Origin of the sequence: [Haemophilus] ducreyi, assembly GCF_900109315.1 — a bacterium.
Classification (GTDB): Bacteria; Pseudomonadota; Gammaproteobacteria; order Enterobacterales; family Pasteurellaceae; genus Haemophilus_B; species Haemophilus_B ducreyi.
Map to the genome: position 1 here is coordinate 63,088 of NZ_FOJC01000006.1, position 16,260 is coordinate 79,347.

The window sequence follows — 16,260 nt, forward strand, 5'->3', positions numbered from 1 at the left end:
TTATAAAAATTTGCCCGCTTAACAGGACTCATTTGCTATTTTTTGCAAAAAATTGAAAGTTGTGATGGGCACCATCGATAATAATTGTTGCCACTTTCGCTCACTGAATAGTTGCCTAACCGTTGACGCGGAAATCGCTTGATTCGATACTTTTTTTCTTTCAATTTCAACTACATTAATAGCATCCGCCTCCATTACAGCCTGTTGTAGCCAATAATGCATTTTACGGTTATATTCTGCTGTTACCGGGCAGAGAGGTTCAGTTCCGATAAAACGATGAGTAATCGCTAAGGCTGGCGCAATATGTTGACGAAATAGCCGTAAATCAAGCTCTAAATAAGCCGCATCAACAATATGGCTATCTTTAAGGAAGTAATCAGGAAAAGTAGCTCGCGAAATAATATACTGAGAGCTAGGATGTAAAGTAATGTTGGATAAATCAGCAATGCCATGTTGTACTAATGCAAAGCGCTCTTGATAGCAAAACTGCGATGCCTCTTCCTCCACAACAAAAAGGTGTAAATGATCACATTGTGCCAATGCTTGTTCAATTAGATATCGGTGGCCTAATGTGAATGGATTAGCATTCATCACGATTGCCCCCACTTTTGTAGCCACTACCGCTTGTTTTTGCCACATTAAACATTGCTTTTGCAAACGAGTGGCGCTATTTTCAAGTAACACAACATAAGGATAAGCGGTCGAAATAGGATAAAAACCGCAAGACTTAAACAATAATGCATACTCAGGCTTGGTAAAAATAAAAAGCTCACTGTGTCCAAATTCATAAGCTACATTAACCAATTCAGTAACAAGCTGTAATGCAATACCTTCGCCACGATACATATCACTAATCGCTACACATTTAATGATATTCTGTGCTAAACCACCGCAAGCAATTATGCTATCCGCATCATTATAAACAACAATAAAAAGCTCAACTTGTTTATCTAACACCAAGTCATTTTTAGTAAGAAACTCACATACTGCGAGCATCTTTTTATGGTTGTGAATACTGATTCTTTCAAATTGCATAAAATATTAGTTAATTTTGTAAATTAGAAAAGTTAACAATAATTGGCATTCTACCCCAAAAAAATCGCCACTTCTAATCAGAAAGAGGTAGTTTTGATTCTTGTCAACAATTTCAAATATTGCCAACAATTAACCATGTATTTGACAATTATAGCTTGCTGTCCTAGCTAATATGGATTGATATTGATACCCACAAACAAAACTTACAATATGTTACCCCAACCAAGGGCTAGACAATAATACATAAATAATGGACAATAAACCATCACTTTATGATCTATTTTTACGCTATTATGCTATTTTTGACTAAATTTATTACCGCTATTATTTTGCCACCGTTCAATACGCTAGCATTACTGCTCCTTTCATTACTTCTTTATAAACTAAAAGATTTAAGACTGAGCTATTTTTGTACTATTTTGAATATCACAACGCTCTATCTGTATAGTACACCTTACTTTTCCCAAAAACTGATTCAAGCGGTCTCTTTTAGTGAAAAACTAACGATTGAAGAATATCGACAAGCACAAGCGATTGTAGTATTAGGTGGCGGAGTACGTAACAGCCGTGAATTATTTGCTGACTATGCAATTGCCGCAACGCCATTAGAGCGTATGCGATATGCAGCCTACTTACATAAACAAACCAAGTTACCCGTACTGGTTACTGGCGGAAGCCCAACAGGCAAGCAACCTGAAGCTAATATTATGGCACAGGAATTTGCTGACTTCTTTGATGTACAAGTGAAATGGATTGAATCCGCGTCAAATATCACTGAAGAAAATGCCCATTTAACCAAAGCTATTTTAGATAAAGAAGGCATAACTAAAATTATTCTCGTAACAAATGAGTGGCATATGAAGCGTGCTAAAATGTTGTTTGAACGGGAGGGATTTAATGTACTTGCTGCAAGCACCTCTTCTTATGAAGGATTAAATATTATTGGCGTATTACCGTTTATTCCACAAGCTGTCGCAATGCAAAATAGCAGTATCGCACTCAAAGAATGGTTAGGTTATTGGAAAGTAAAGTTAATTAATTAATCGCTATTTTTTCATCGCTAACAGATAATCAATGATTAAGCCGGCAATGTCTAGTTTACTGGCTTTTTCTATCCCGTCTAATCCCGGGCAAGCATTCACTTCTAGCACTAATAAGCCTTTATTTGAGCGAATTAAATCAACACCCGCTATATCAAGCCCTATTGTTTTTGCCGCAAGCACCGCTAATTGTTGTTCAACGGTATTTAATTGAATAACGCTTGCAGATCCGCCTTGATGAATATTTGCTCTAAAATCATTTTCTAGCCCATTACGCTCGATCGCTGCCACAACGCGATCACCAATCACAAAAGCCCGAATATCCTGCCCGCGTGCTTCAACAACAAAATCTTGTAATAAGTTATCTACTTTCGCTTGCTGTAGCGTTTGCAATAAGCTGACAGAATGTACTTTACTCTCACTCAACATCACCCCGACACCTTGTGATCCACTACAAGTTTTAATCACTAATGGGATTCTATGTTGATATATATGCGCCGCAGTACTAAATAGCTCACCGGCAAATGAACTGGTTGGAATGGGAATGTGTTGTGCGGCTAGAACTTGCAAACTAGACCACTTATCACGCGCTAAACGAAAAGCGGTTGAATTATTTAAAATAACAACCTTTTTAGCTGCAAAATAATCTAACACACGGCACCCCATCATTGTACTAGAAACACCAAAACGAGGTAATACTGCATCATATTCTGCTAACAAGCTAGGCTCTGCACGGCATTTATCATAAATTTCACCCGCTTGATAATAAAGTTGTGCTTGCATTTGGGCATCAATTACCGCTAATTTAATCAGCATTCTATTTGGATCAAGAATATCTAACTGAATATTACGATCTTGACAAGCCTGTTTTAGACGTTGGCAACTATATAGCCGCGGTTCACGGCATAGCACAAGTATCTTCATATTTAACTAACTTTTAACCCAAACACCCTCTTCCAAAGAGTGATGGCTATTCAGTTTACTTTTGCCATTCATTCGCTCGTTTTATTTTTTAACACGACGTTGATCATCGACTTCCACATCTTTCGGTACGCTAAACTTAAACAGATCCGCAGATAACTCTGCCGTTGTGATATTACGTAGTCTATATAAGTTAGTTTGACCATCGCGCTCAATAGTACTAAACCCTTTTAACAAGCCATTTTGATCGATCTGTACATCAAATTGCCTTAAGTTATTTTTGGCTGACTTTGGTTTTAGTACAAATCTATCTGCATTTTGTGTTACTTCATATTGTGTCCAATGTTGTTTATCGCTACTGGTTAACAACACAAAAGGCGTACCATTTACCGCATTTTGCACACTATTAACGGTAACTTGTGCCACAAAAGGATCATAAAACCATAAGTTTTCGCCATCCGATACAATTACGTTTTCTTGCGGTGCGTTAATATCCATTCTAAACAAGTTTGGACGTTTAACCTGAAATTTACCGCGACCTGATTGAATTTGTTGGCCTTTGCTTGAACGCACAGTTTGTTCAAAATCCGCACTATATTGAGCAACGTGCTCTAAACGACGTTGTAATTCTGCTACTGATTGCATATCGGCAAAGGCAATTAAAGACAATGAAGAAAAGAGCACGGTCAAGATTGTTTTTTGGATACGTTTTTTCATTTATTTCCTCTTTAATCAAAGTATAGTTTTTCATTTGACAGCATTTTTAGTAAAAGTTTCTATCATCACTTCATACAACTAATGCGCTTCATCCCAATTAGCACCTATGCCCACTTCAGCAATCAGCGGCACCTTCATCGCAATCGCTTTTTCCATTTCCGTTTTGATTAAGCCAATGTAGTACTCTATACATTCTTGTTTAACTTCAAATATTAATTCATCGTGCACTTGCATAATCATTTTTATATTCTGGTCAGCACGAATTTGCTTATCGATGCTTATCATCGCGATTTTAATGATATCAGCGGCGGTGCCTTGCATTGGGGCGTTGATCGCTAGCCGCTCAGCAGCTTTACGACGTATAGTATTACTTGATTTAATCTCTGGCAAATACAATCGACGGCCAAATAATGTTTCGACATAACCTTTTACACTTGCAGATTCACGAATATCGCGCATAAATTGCTGAACATTCGGATAACGTTGGAAATAACGCGCCATATATTCTTTCGCTTCATCGCGTGAGATAGCTAGCTGATTTGCTAGCCCAAAATCTGACATCCCATAAATTAGTCCAAAATTTATCGCTTTTGCACTGCGCCGTTGTTCACTCGTTACCTCAGCTAAGGTTAAACCAAAAATTTCTGCTGCTGTTGCTTGATGAATATCTTGACCATTAGCAAAAGCGGTAATCATTCCTTCATCATTTGCTAAATGTGCCATAATCCGCAATTCAATTTGGGAATAATCAGCCGCCACTATTTTATAACCATCACGTGCGATAAATGCTTGACGAATACGCCGTCCCGCTTCTGTACGAATGGGAATATTTTGTAAATTAGGATCACTTGAAGAAAGTCGACCTGTGGTGGTAACTGCCTGATGATAAGAAGTGTGCACTCGACCTGTATGCTGATTAATCATCTTCGGTAATTTATCAGTATAAGTTGATTTTAACTTGCTTAACGCGCGATGTTCACTGAGTAATTTAGGTACGAGATGCCCTTGTTGTGCCAATTGCTCTAATACTTCTTCATTCGTCGATGGCGCACCTTTCGGGGTTTTCTTTAATACGGGTAATGCTAATTTTTCAAATAATATTTCTTGCAGTTGTTTGGTTGATGCAAGGTTAAATGCTTGACCTGCTGCTGTATGAACTGCGATTTCTACTTCAGCAAGACGCTGTTCCATTTCTTTTGATTGTGCTAATAATTTGTCAGAATCAATTAATACTCCATTCCGCTCAACTCTGGCTAATACATTGACTAATGGCATTTCAATTTCATTAAATAATTTGATTAATGATGGAGTCTTAGCTAAGGATGTAATAAGCTGTTGATGTAATTTCATCGTTATATCAGCATCTTCCGCAGCATATTCTGTCGCAGTTTCAATGGCAATTTTATCAAATGTCAGTTGATTTTTTCCTTTGCCCGCAATATCTTCAAAAGCAATTGTTTTATGATCTAAATAACGTTCCACCAACTCGTCCATATTGTGCCGTCCGGTGCTATTTAACGTATAAGATTCAAGCATTGTGTCAAAAGCGACCCCTTGTAGTTCAATGCCATGATTAGCAAAAACAATCAGATCGTACTTGATATTCTGCCCAATCTTTTTAATCTCGGCATTTTCTAATAATGGCTTTAATTGAGCTAAACAAGCGGTTAGATTTAGCTGATTTGACGCTAATTGAAACTGTGTAATTGCATCATTGTCTGTTTCAGCAAACAAATCTTCTTGCTGGGGCTGAACACTGATTTGTTGGGTATGCACTAGCGGAATATAACACGCTTCACCATTTGATAAACTAAATGAGATGCCGACTAAGTGGGCTGACATTGCATCTACATTATCAGTTTCAGTATCTACAGCAACTAATTTAGCTTGCTCAATTTTGGCCATCCATTCCGTTAACTGTAATTCAGTGGTTATCGTCTGATACTGACTACGATCAATTTTAATTGTTGCTATTTTTTTATTAGGGGCATCAAAAACGGTATTTTGCACCGCTTGTAGATCTGTTGAATGGTTTAATGTTGTTTTTTTATGATTATCTGAAACATTTTTTAAGATCGGATTGATATCGTTCATCACATCATTTAGCCAACGTTTAAATTCATAACGCTCAAATAATGCGATTAATTCCTCGCGCCGTTGCGCGCTTGGCGTTAATTGATGATGCGTTACGTCTAATGCCACATCAGTTTTAATTGTTGCTAATAAATAAGATAAATCAGCCGCTTGTTTTTCTGCCACTAATTTGGTGGCTAATGTTTTGGCTCCCCGAACAGAAAGTGTCGCAACGCGATCTAGGTTTGCATAAATCGTTTGTAACGAACCAATTCCTTGCAATAAAGCTAATGCCGTTTTCTCACCAATGCCTTTTACACCAGGAATATTATCCGAAGCATCGCCTTGTAAAGCTAAATAATCAATAATCAACTCTGGTGGAATACCGTATTTTTCGATCACGCCTTCACGATCTAATAAACTGTCATTCATCGTATTAATCAGCATAATATGCTGATTAACTAGCTGTGCCATATCTTTATCACCTGTACTAATCAATACCTCTTTGCCATCTTGAGCGGCTTGTACTGCTAAGGTACCAATCACATCATCAGCTTCTACACCTTCAATCGAAATCAACGGAATACCTAAGGCTCTGATAATATTATGTAATGGCTGGATTTGTGCACGTAATTCATCTGGCATCGGTGGTCTATGCGATTTATATTGTTCAAATAAATCATCACGAAAAGTTTTTCCTTTTGCATCAAATACGACCGCAATATGGCTCGGATTGACTTGATTGACTAGGCTTCTCAACATATTTAACACACCATACATTGCCCCTGTAAGCTCGCCGCCACGATTGGTTAAGTAATTGAATACATGAAAAGCACGGTATAAATAAGAAGAACCATCCACGAGAACCAGTGGGTTTTGTGCAATTTGAGCCATTTGAAATCCTTGCTAATAGATGCCATAGCATACAGTTAAGATAGAAACGGGTTGCGCATGCAACCCTATACAAACATCATTATAACCAAAATAAGCGGTTTAATCTTGCCTTAATGTAGCAACCTTCCACGTAAAAGATAGTATAGACGGATATTATTCACTTTTCTCGCTCACGACTACAGGTTCAAATTCTGCCCGCTTCAAAAAGTTTTTCTCTCTAAAATTAATCGGAAAATGGCAGGCAAATTCATGCTGTTTATATTTACGTAATGGTGGTTTTTGTACACATTTTTTCTGTGCAAATGGGCAACGTGGTCCTAAACGGCAACCAATGGGTATATGTTGAAACATTGGAATACTGCCTTTTAATGTATTTAAACTACTTTTAAAGACTAACGGTTGCGAAAAATCAGGAATACCATTTAATAACACTGCTGTATATGGATGAAAAGGCTCTTCCATAATCACCTCTTTACTACCTGCTTCAGCTGTTTGTCCACAATAAAGTACATTGAAAGAATCCACCCATTTATGGGTACTCCTAATATCATTGGCGACCAATAAAATAGAAGTGCCTAAATTCTTATTCATACTGGCTAACAGACGATAAATCTGTAATTGAGTGGTCGGTTCTAAAGTATGTGTTGGTTCATCGGCTATCAGCAAACGAGGTTGATTAGCCACTGCCATTGCAATAATCACTTTTTGGGCCTCACCTTCTGTAATATCTACAGGATAGCTTTGCATCATCGCTTTATGATCACGGATACCAACACGATGCAATAATTCAATCGCTTTCTTTTTTTTCCAACCAAACCACTGCCACCACTTACCTTTAAAATTAATGGTCTGGATTAATTGTTGGCCAATATTTTTACTTGGATCCAAACTTGAGCGAGGTTCTTGGAAAATCATTGCAATTTGTTCACCCACTAATTTACGTCGCTGAATAGGTGAAAGTTTAAGTAATTCAATATCATTAAAACGAAAACGATCCGCGGTCACAATCCATTCATCTTTCATCACGCCACAAATCACTTTAGCAATCAAACTTTTACCTGATCCAGACTCGCCCACTAAACCACAAATCTGTCCTTCATCAAGCGTTAAATTGACATTATCCACCATTTTTACTCGCCCTGTTGGCGTATCAATTTCAATGCTTAAATGGCGAATATCTAATAGAGCCATATTTTATTCCATTTATTAATAACGATGTTTTTCTAGTACACGGCTGATACTGTTGCCTAACATACTGATGATCAAAATAACTAAAATGGTTATAATACCCGGCAAAATGACGGTCCAAGGTGCAATATATATAAGTTCAATCGAATCTTTAATCATTACTCCCCATTCTGGCATTGGACTTTGAGCACCTAGCCCAATAAAGCTTAGGGCATTAATATCCAATACGGCAATAATACAAATATGTGTCATTTCCTTTACCGCTAATGCGGTTAAATTAGGTAATACAACTTCCTTAATTAGTTGCCAACGCGAAATCCCATCTAAACGTAACGTGATAACATATTCCCGTTTTAATTGTTGCTCAGTAGCTTGATAAATTTTATGGATAAAATGTGGCAACATTGCCAAAAAAATAGCTAACATTGCATTGATCAAACTGGCTTCCATTAAAGTAGCAATAATAATTGCAATAATTAAAGTTGGAATAAATAAAAAAGTATCAAATAAATGGCCTAAAAAAGAAATCGCTTTACGGCTAGTACCGGCCAATACACCAATAACGCCACCAATTATAGCGATCGCAAAGCTAATTAATAATGCGGCTCCGACCGTATAATAAAAACCGGCTAAAATACGACTAAAAATGTCACGACCTAAATCATCTGTACCAAAAAAATAGCTAATCTGCCCATAATCGCCCCAAGAGGGTGGCAACAATTCAAAACCAACAAATTGCGTATTAACCTGATAAGGTGCGATCAACTCACCAGCAAAAGTCAAAAACAGTAATATCAGAAAAAAATATAAACTTGCTAATGCCACTTTATCTTGCCGTAACTCAAGCCAAAACTGCTTCGCATAATCTGACTGCCTAAATTGTTCAGGCTCTTCTCTATTTAACATACCAATCCTTTTTTTGAGAGGGATCTAATAAAGTCGTCACTAATCGCACCAAAATATCCACGCCCAAAACAAATAAATCAATGGCAACCACGCCGGCAGAAATCGCATTATAATCTTGTATTGCTAACGCATTAATGAGCCACAAACCAATACCGCCCCAACTAAAGATATTTTCTACTAGCATAGCGAATGCAAAAACCAACGTTAAGTTACGGGCGATCATTGGAATCAAGGCAGGTAATGTATTGCGTAAAATATGCTTCAACCAAATTTTATAAGGCGACCAACCACGCGTTCTTGCCACTTTAATATAATTTTGCTTCATAACATATTCTGCGCGTTGGCGTGTAAAGCGAATGACCTCAAGCGTAGCAGGCAAAGCTAAAATCAAAGTAGGTAATGCTAAATGGTGTAATACACTCTGCATCATTTTCAATTTATACGGTGAATCTGCTAAGAAAATATCTAACAGCCGAAAACCTGTCACTAATGAAATTTCATAGATTGGGTGCAACTCCCCAACCGCAGCAATCTGCCAATCATTACTCGCTGCATAATATAACGCCATAATCGCTAACCAAAATACGGGAATAGCTAAACTGAACGCGCTAACAATAGCGAGTAATTTGCCTACAACATTATCCCGAAAGCTCGCAGCAACAAATCCGAGCGGGATACCGATAATCACAGATACAAATAATGCGGCAAAGCATAGGGAAATTGTAGCAGGAAATACATTCAGGATTTGATTAGCAATAGGATCACCATTACTATAGCTAATACCAAAATCACCGTGTAATAGCCCCATAACATAACTAAAATAAGCTTGAATACCATATAAATCCATAAAATGATTTAATGGATCACGCAATAAAATGTTATAGCCAATTAATGTTAAAATAATCAAGGTAATCAGCGAAAGAAATAACCGACGAATAAAAGCAAATAGCATGATTGTTACTCTTGATGTAAAGTTAATTCAGATAAACGAACTTGCCCGAATGGCTCAATATGCGCATTTTTAATCTTTTGATTGACAAACAAGCTACGCTGAGCATGCAATAAAGGCAAGATAGGCAACTGTTCCTCTAATAATGCCTGTGTCTGTTTATCAATCATATTTCTCACATAAGGCACTTGATTTGCTTTAGCAATCTCAAGCCATTCATCAAATTGCTGATGACACCAATTCGCTAAGTTAGTAACTTTATTTTGCGTACGGCAACTAAGAATAGGTGATAAAAAAGCATTTGGATCCAAATTATTCGCCAACCAACCGGTTAAAATTAAATCATAATCTGCTTTGCCCGCTGCCGCCAATTGAACGACTTTTGCCCGACTAACCGGACGAATAATGGCGTCTATATTGATTTTTTTCAGATCATTGCGAATCATTTCCGCCATTTTAAGTGGATGCAAATTATAAACTCGGCTTTCATCTAACACCCAAAAAATTAAGCGGTCAAGTTTGGCATTTTTTGCACGTGGTTGGGGCGCTTTATAAGGATATGCAGCTGGATTCTTTTGAGCAAATAACGCGCTAGGTAATACATTATCCGCCACTTCAGCAGAGCCATAAAACAATGCTTTTACCAAACGCTCGCGGTTAATTGCTTGGGCAATTTGACGACGAAATGCGATATCTTGCATTTTTTCTTTTTGCATATTGAATGCTAAAAAGGCTAAATTTGCCCCCGGGCTTTCAACAATTTCATAAGAACTAATTACGCGCCGTTGGCTAGGTTCTGGTTGAGCAACAATATCACATTCTTGATTCAAATATTTCGCCATTCTACCGGTACTATTTGAGGAAAAATCAACCACTACATTGTTAATTTTAGCCTTTTCTCCCCAATAAACTGGATTTGGTTTTAAACGCACATATTCATTTTGAATATAATCACTTAATTGATAAACGCCCGTTCCGACAGGTAATAGATCTAACTGCGCTAAATTTTCATCTGCATTTAACAATAGTGCATATTCTTTCGATAAAATAACCGCATATTGACTGGCTAAATGCGCCAACACCGAATTATCCGGCGCAACTAAATGAATCTTTACTGTATATTCATTCGGTGCTGAAATTTTCACAATTTTCTTTTTTAATGCGACGCTTTCAAAATAAGGATAATGTGCAAGATTTGCTTTAAAGTGATAAGCATAACGTTGATTTTGCTGAAATTGTTCTTTACTGTCTTCATTAAAATCCAACGCAGGTAATTCTTCAACATTACCAATCATACGGTTCAATGAAAACACCACATCTTCCGCATTAAATAAACGTGTTGGCGTAAACCAAGGCGTTTTATGAAAAGCCACTTGCCGACGTAAATTTAACGTTATTTCTTTACCATCATCACTCACTGAAAATGTTTCTGCAAGCGATGGTATTACCCTATGCGTATGTCGATCTATTTCAAATAACTTATCATAAATTTGCTCTGTCACCACATTCATATTGGTGCCCACATCCGCCTTTTGTGGGTTAAAAGATAAACCTGAAATACTGGTGCAATAAATTAAGCTATCCGCTGATAATTCTTTTGGCACTCGAGGTGCAGCATAAGCGGTCGAAATCCAACAGAACACAGCAAAAAAAGGGCTAAATTTAAGGATAGATAACGCTAATATTTTCATTATTTACCAATTCCATAGGCGCGTAATTTATTTGCCACCGCAGTATGAGAAATGCCTAAACGTTGAGCCAATTTACGTGTACTTGGGTATTCCACATAAAAACGGCGTAACAACGATGCCTCAAAACGATTAACTAATTCTTCTAAGCTTTTACTTTCATCTAATTCAATTTCATCAAATTTTAATAATGTAGAGGGTAATTTTAGGTCTTGAATGGCTAAATTATCACCGCTTGATAAACTACACACGCGGAAAAGCGCATTATACAACTCACGTAAATTACCCGGCCAATGATAAAGCTGTAGCGCTTGTAAAAAAGTATTGTCATAACTTGGTTTATCAATGGCTAATTGCTGACTAATTTGCTTAATAAAATAGTCCGCTAGCAATAGCAAGTCGCCTTGTCGCTCACGTAATGGTGGTAATTCTAATGTCAACACATTCAAACGATGATACAAATCTTCTCGCATTTTACCTTCTGAAACTAAAGCGACTAATGGTTTTTGTGAAGTGCAAATAACACGTACATCAACAGAGATTTCTTTATCTTCACCCACTCTACGGAAAGAACCATCATTCAGAAAACGCAATAGTTTTGCTTGCATTGACAACGAAAGCTCTGCGACTGAATCTAATAATACTGTGCCACCGTTCGCATATTCAAAAAAACCAATATTTTGCTTACCTTGACCACTATGGCCAAACATCTCGCTTTCGGCGTCATCGGCTGGTAGCCCTGCACAATTAATGGCAATAAATTTATAATCACAGCGATTACTTAAATCATGACACGCTTTGGCAAATAAATCTTTACCCGTCCCCGTTTCTCCTTGAATCAATAAGGGCGCATCAAGCTGTGCAAACTTTTTCTGTTGTTCAAACACAACCTGCATTTTATGGCTCTGTGCAATAATCTGGTCAAATAACACGGTCGTTTGCTTAATAAATGAGGCTTGAGTGATACTAGGGATAACTTGCAATTGTTTGAGCAATTCAGCTTGTTCATTTTCAGTTAACCTCAAAAACCTCAGTTGAATAACTTCATCAGTAAGATTAATATGTTGAACAGCCTGCTTATTTTCGGCTAACACATGCAAAATTTTGGGTAACGTGATAAGTTTATCGGTGCATTCAATACGTAATTGAGTCATTCTTTTCGCCTTAATTTAAGCAGGGATATTAGTGAGTAATGATACATCGAAAAACTATTTTTGGAAACTTTTGTTTACAACAATATACCTGAATTTAGTCATTCTTATTTACATTATAAAATCAATCCCATACACTTTTAGCAGTTTATGAAAATGTAAGCGGTTGAATTTAGCTTATTTTTACAATATTAAAAGGATCATTATGTATTTAGAACAAATTAAAGGCGAACTTCAAGAAGCAGCCGACGTATTAGCTAAATTTATGGCTGATGAAAAAAATATTCAATTAATTCAAGAAGCAGCGCTATTAATTGCTAACAGTTTCAAACAAGGTGGTAAAGTACTCTCTTGTGGCAATGGCGGTTCTCACTGTGATGCCATGCATTTCGCCGAAGAATTAACCGGGCGTTATCGCGAAAATCGCCCCGCTTATCCTGCTATTGCGATTTCTGATGTCAGCCATTTAAGCTGTGTAAGTAATGATTTTGGTTATGAATACGTCTTTTCCCGCTACATAGAAGCGGTTGGTCAAACGGGTGATGTACTCTTTGGTTTATCCACTTCTGGTAACTCAAAAAATGTATTAAATGCAATTAACATCGCAAAAGAAAAAGGAATGAAAGTGATTGCTTTAACAGGCAAAGATAGCGGGCAAATGGCAGGATTAGCAGATGTTGAAATTCGTGTTCCCCATTTTCGCTATGCCGATCGCACTCAAGAAATTCATATTAAAGTTATTCATATTTTAATGATGTTAATTGAGTTCGAAATGGCGAAAACCGCCTAACCTTTTACACTAAAAAAGGCATTCTAATGAATGCCTTTCACAGGTTAAAATCAATTATAAAGACGGAGAATCCTACCGCTTAACCATTACTTCCCCGCTGAGTTTTGCTGATTTTTTCATTTTAAGTATGATAATTAATATCGCCAACACTATTGCAGTTGAGATAAAACCCAGTAGCGCAGATTGTGTAAAACCAACGACTAAATATCCAACTAATGCACCTGTCGCAACCAATAATACATAAGGTAACTGTGAGGTAACGTGATCCATATGATTACATTGTGCTCCAGTTGAAGAAAGAATCGTAGTATCTGAAATCGGCGAACAGTGATCACCACAAACAGCACCCGCCATTACCGCAGACAAACAAGGCACTAACAAATTAGGACCAACATTAACCGCCATACCTGCTGCAATCGGTAACATAATACCAAAAGTTCCCCAACTGGTTCCTGTTGCAAAGGCCATTATCGTGCCTAGCACAAATAAAATTGCCGGTAAAAATCCAGGATGAATATTCCCCGAAACTAAAGTTGAGAGATAATCCCCCGTATGCATATCTTTTACAATACTGCTAATCAACCACCCAAACAACAAAATTGCAATCGCCCCGAACATAGACTGGCAACCAAACCAAACCGCTTTCAAATAATCTGCAGGCTTAATTAATCCTAAAGTGCAAAGTACCACAGCCAACACACCAGCAAAACCACCGATCACTAACGATAAATTAACGTTTGTATTCTCAAATGCCGCCAATAAACTAAATGTGTCCAATGCTTGCGAGCCCGTATAAAGCATTGATGCAACTGTAGTAGTAATCAGCACTAAAATAGGAATAATTAATGCATAAACACGCCCCTGAACACCATCGTTGCCGTTTTCTACTTGCCGTTTATGTGCCAAAGCACGTCGTTCAAAGCGTGCCATTGAACTAAGATCGAAAGAAGTATAAGCAACAATAAACACCATAATTAATGCAAATAAAGCGTAATAATTCATTACACTCATCGAAGCAAAAGCACTGATGGCAGTATATTCAGTAATACTATAAGTTGCCAACAAACCACCTATTGTCGCAATAATTGAAGCCCCCCAGCTAGATACAGGCATTAACACGCACATAGGTGCTGCCGTGGAATCCAAAATATAAGCTAACTTTGCACGGGAAATACCGAATTTATCCGTTACCGGGCGCGCGATTGCACCAACAGCTAAACTATGAAAATAATCATCAATAAAAGTAACAAAGGCTAAGCTAGCCGTTAATAATTTAGCACTACGTCGGGTTTTAATACGTTGTTTTGCCCAATTTGCAAATGCTTGATTACTACCAGAATAATTTAAAAATGCAGTAAATATCCCTAATAATAATAAGAAAATAATAATTTGTAATTTACCTAACGAAAATGAATCTTCCGTATAAACTAAACCAATAACAATATTTTTTAAATAAACTAAACTATCTATTAATCCCGGGGCTAACATAAATGCCCCAACTAAAATACCAATCCCTAAAGATAATAAAACTTTACGTGTTAAAGTCGCTAGAATAAGCGCTAATCCGGTCGGAATAACAGATAATAAAGAGTTTGAATAATCAACTAAATTCATAAAATCGCTCAATTTTATAATGAAACTGAAAGTCAAACAAACAAGAGGATCTACTGAGAAAATTATGTAATCACATACATAATGATAAAAGGTGGATAATCTGAATAGTAAAAATTGAACCAACCCTAATAGTAGCACTCCGTAATATTGAATTACGACAGTGTCGTCCCTTTCGGCAACGACCCCAACCAACTAAGATGACGCTTAATTGATTTCGGCAAATACGCCTTTCCTTCCCCTTCATCGCTTTCCACTCAGAAGAAATACTTATCGGATTTGCACCTCTACAATTTGTAGGACGATATTAGCTTACCTTAATAATTCAAACTTGCCAACAACTAAATGTAACATTTTTAAATGAAAGACGATGTAATTCAACCCATTCTAATTTTTTATTAAATTGAATAAAATTTATAAATAAGCACGAACAATAAAAATTTATTATTTACCTAAAAAATATCTTCCGTTACTATTATGAATATATCTAGAATCATTTTTATTCTAGAATTAGAATTATTACTGTATATATTTGGAGAAAAGAATGTCAGACATCTTAAAAACACTTTCCAATATTCGTAGTTTACGAGTCATTGCAAGAGAAGCAACATTAGAACAAATGGAAACACTACTTGAAAAAGTATCAAAAGTGATAGAAGAAAAACGAGAAGCAATTAAAGCCCAAGAAGTTGAACAAGCTAAATTTATCGAACGTTTAAATAAATACAAAGAATTATTAGAAAAAGATGGACTTTCTGCTGAAGAATTAGTGGTGTTATTAGGTAATTCAAATTCTGAAAGAAAAAAATGTGAAACGCGTAATGCACGCCCAGCTAAATATAAATTTATTGATGAAAATGGCCACGAGAAAACGTGGACCGGACAAGGACGAACACCCACCGCGATTAAAAAGGCCTTAGAAGCAGGTAAAAACTTAGCATATTTTGCAATTTAATGTTCAACCACGTTAAAAGGTCAATATTGCATTGACCTTTTTTATAAATCCCCCCCTTACACGCCACACACGATAATAACTATATGTATATGCTGATATTTTGCGAAAATATTAAATTTAATGCATTACCATGCATACGTTGCACTGCCTTGAATTGCAGTAGTACTCATCATTCATTTCCTTTTCTTTGCTACAGATATTAGTATTATCAGTGCAAAAATTGCTTCTGCGCTTGTCGACGTATTAACACCAGTAACCGTTATTTTGGGTGCGGTGGATACTCCTACTTGGTTTGGTTTTGGTGCATTAATCTTATTTTTAATTACTACACGTTTACAACAG

General features: G+C 36.9%; 13 protein-coding genes and 1 riboswitch. Of the genes, 3 read left to right on the forward strand and 10 right to left on the reverse strand.

Annotation, left to right across the window (positions count from 1 at the left end; genetic code table 11):
- Positions 1-18: 18 nt before the first annotated feature.
- On the reverse strand, positions 19-1,035 hold the full coding sequence (gene citC, locus BMX01_RS05090) for a [citrate (pro-3S)-lyase] ligase (RefSeq protein WP_064082939.1): 1,017 nt from the start codon (positions 1,033-1,035) through the stop codon (positions 19-21).
- A 293-nt stretch (positions 1,036-1,328) separates the two neighbouring features.
- Between citC and BMX01_RS05095 the strand changes: the two genes are divergently transcribed.
- Entirely contained in the window at positions 1,329-2,078 is a 750-nt protein-coding gene (locus tag BMX01_RS05095; RefSeq protein ID WP_064083054.1) for a YdcF family protein, read from the forward strand.
- Positions 2,079-2,081: 3 nt separating this feature from the next.
- On the opposite strand, the gene BMX01_RS05100 is transcribed toward BMX01_RS05095, so the two are convergent.
- From BMX01_RS05100 to BMX01_RS05135, 8 genes are all read right to left on the reverse strand, one after another.
- The gene (locus BMX01_RS05100) at positions 2,082-2,999 is read right to left on the reverse strand and encodes an ATP-grasp domain-containing protein (RefSeq protein ID WP_064082938.1); all 918 of its coding nucleotides are present in this window, start codon (positions 2,997-2,999) and stop codon (positions 2,082-2,084) included.
- Positions 3,000-3,080: 81 nt separating this feature from the next.
- Complete coding sequence (gene lolA / locus BMX01_RS05105) at positions 3,081-3,713, reverse strand: outer membrane lipoprotein periplasmic chaperone LolA (RefSeq protein WP_064082937.1); 633 nt, start codon at positions 3,711-3,713, stop codon at positions 3,081-3,083.
- Positions 3,714-3,791: 78 nt separating this feature from the next.
- A complete protein-coding gene (gene polA / locus BMX01_RS05110; protein ID WP_074647885.1) occupies positions 3,792-6,680 on the reverse strand; it encodes a DNA polymerase I in 2,889 nt (962 codons plus the stop codon).
- A 153-nt stretch (positions 6,681-6,833) separates the two neighbouring features.
- On the reverse strand, positions 6,834-7,871 hold the full coding sequence (locus tag BMX01_RS05115; protein ID WP_010945120.1) for a peptide ABC transporter ATP-binding protein: 1,038 nt from the start codon (positions 7,869-7,871) through the stop codon (positions 6,834-6,836).
- A gap of 15 nt (positions 7,872-7,886) precedes the next feature.
- Complete coding sequence (locus tag BMX01_RS05120; RefSeq protein WP_064082934.1) at positions 7,887-8,774, reverse strand: ABC transporter permease subunit; 888 nt, start codon at positions 8,772-8,774, stop codon at positions 7,887-7,889.
- Positions 8,764-9,726, reverse strand: coding sequence for an ABC transporter permease (locus BMX01_RS05125; RefSeq protein ID WP_064082933.1), 963 nt, complete (start codon positions 9,724-9,726; stop codon positions 8,764-8,766). The genes BMX01_RS05120 and BMX01_RS05125 overlap by 11 nt, the downstream gene beginning before the upstream one ends.
- 5 nt (positions 9,727-9,731) lie before the next feature.
- Positions 9,732-11,414, reverse strand: coding sequence for an ABC transporter substrate-binding protein (locus tag BMX01_RS05130; protein WP_064082932.1), 1,683 nt, complete (start codon positions 11,412-11,414; stop codon positions 9,732-9,734).
- Positions 11,414-12,565, reverse strand: coding sequence for a sigma 54-interacting transcriptional regulator (locus tag BMX01_RS05135; protein ID WP_064082931.1), 1,152 nt, complete (start codon positions 12,563-12,565; stop codon positions 11,414-11,416). Before BMX01_RS05135 ends, BMX01_RS05130 begins: the two co-directional genes overlap by 1 nt.
- Before the next feature lie 202 nt (positions 12,566-12,767).
- Here BMX01_RS05135 and lpcA point away from each other — a divergent pair, with 202 nt between their 5' ends.
- A complete protein-coding gene (lpcA, locus tag BMX01_RS05140) occupies positions 12,768-13,352 on the forward strand; it encodes a D-sedoheptulose 7-phosphate isomerase (protein WP_064082930.1) in 585 nt (194 codons plus the stop codon).
- Between the two features lie 72 nt (positions 13,353-13,424).
- On the opposite strand, the gene BMX01_RS05145 is transcribed toward lpcA, so the two are convergent.
- Positions 13,425-14,966: a Na+/H+ antiporter NhaC family protein gene (locus tag BMX01_RS05145; protein WP_074647888.1), complete on the reverse strand. Its 1,542-nt coding sequence runs from the start codon at positions 14,964-14,966 to the stop codon at positions 13,425-13,427.
- A 124-nt stretch (positions 14,967-15,090) separates the two neighbouring features.
- Positions 15,091-15,261: riboswitch (Lysine riboswitch) on the reverse strand.
- A gap of 246 nt (positions 15,262-15,507) precedes the next feature.
- On the opposite strand from BMX01_RS05145, the gene BMX01_RS05150 reads away from it, so the two are divergent.
- On the forward strand, positions 15,508-15,918 hold the full coding sequence (locus BMX01_RS05150; protein ID WP_064082928.1) for an H-NS family histone-like protein: 411 nt from the start codon (positions 15,508-15,510) through the stop codon (positions 15,916-15,918).
- The last annotated feature ends 342 nt before the right edge of the window (positions 15,919-16,260 follow it).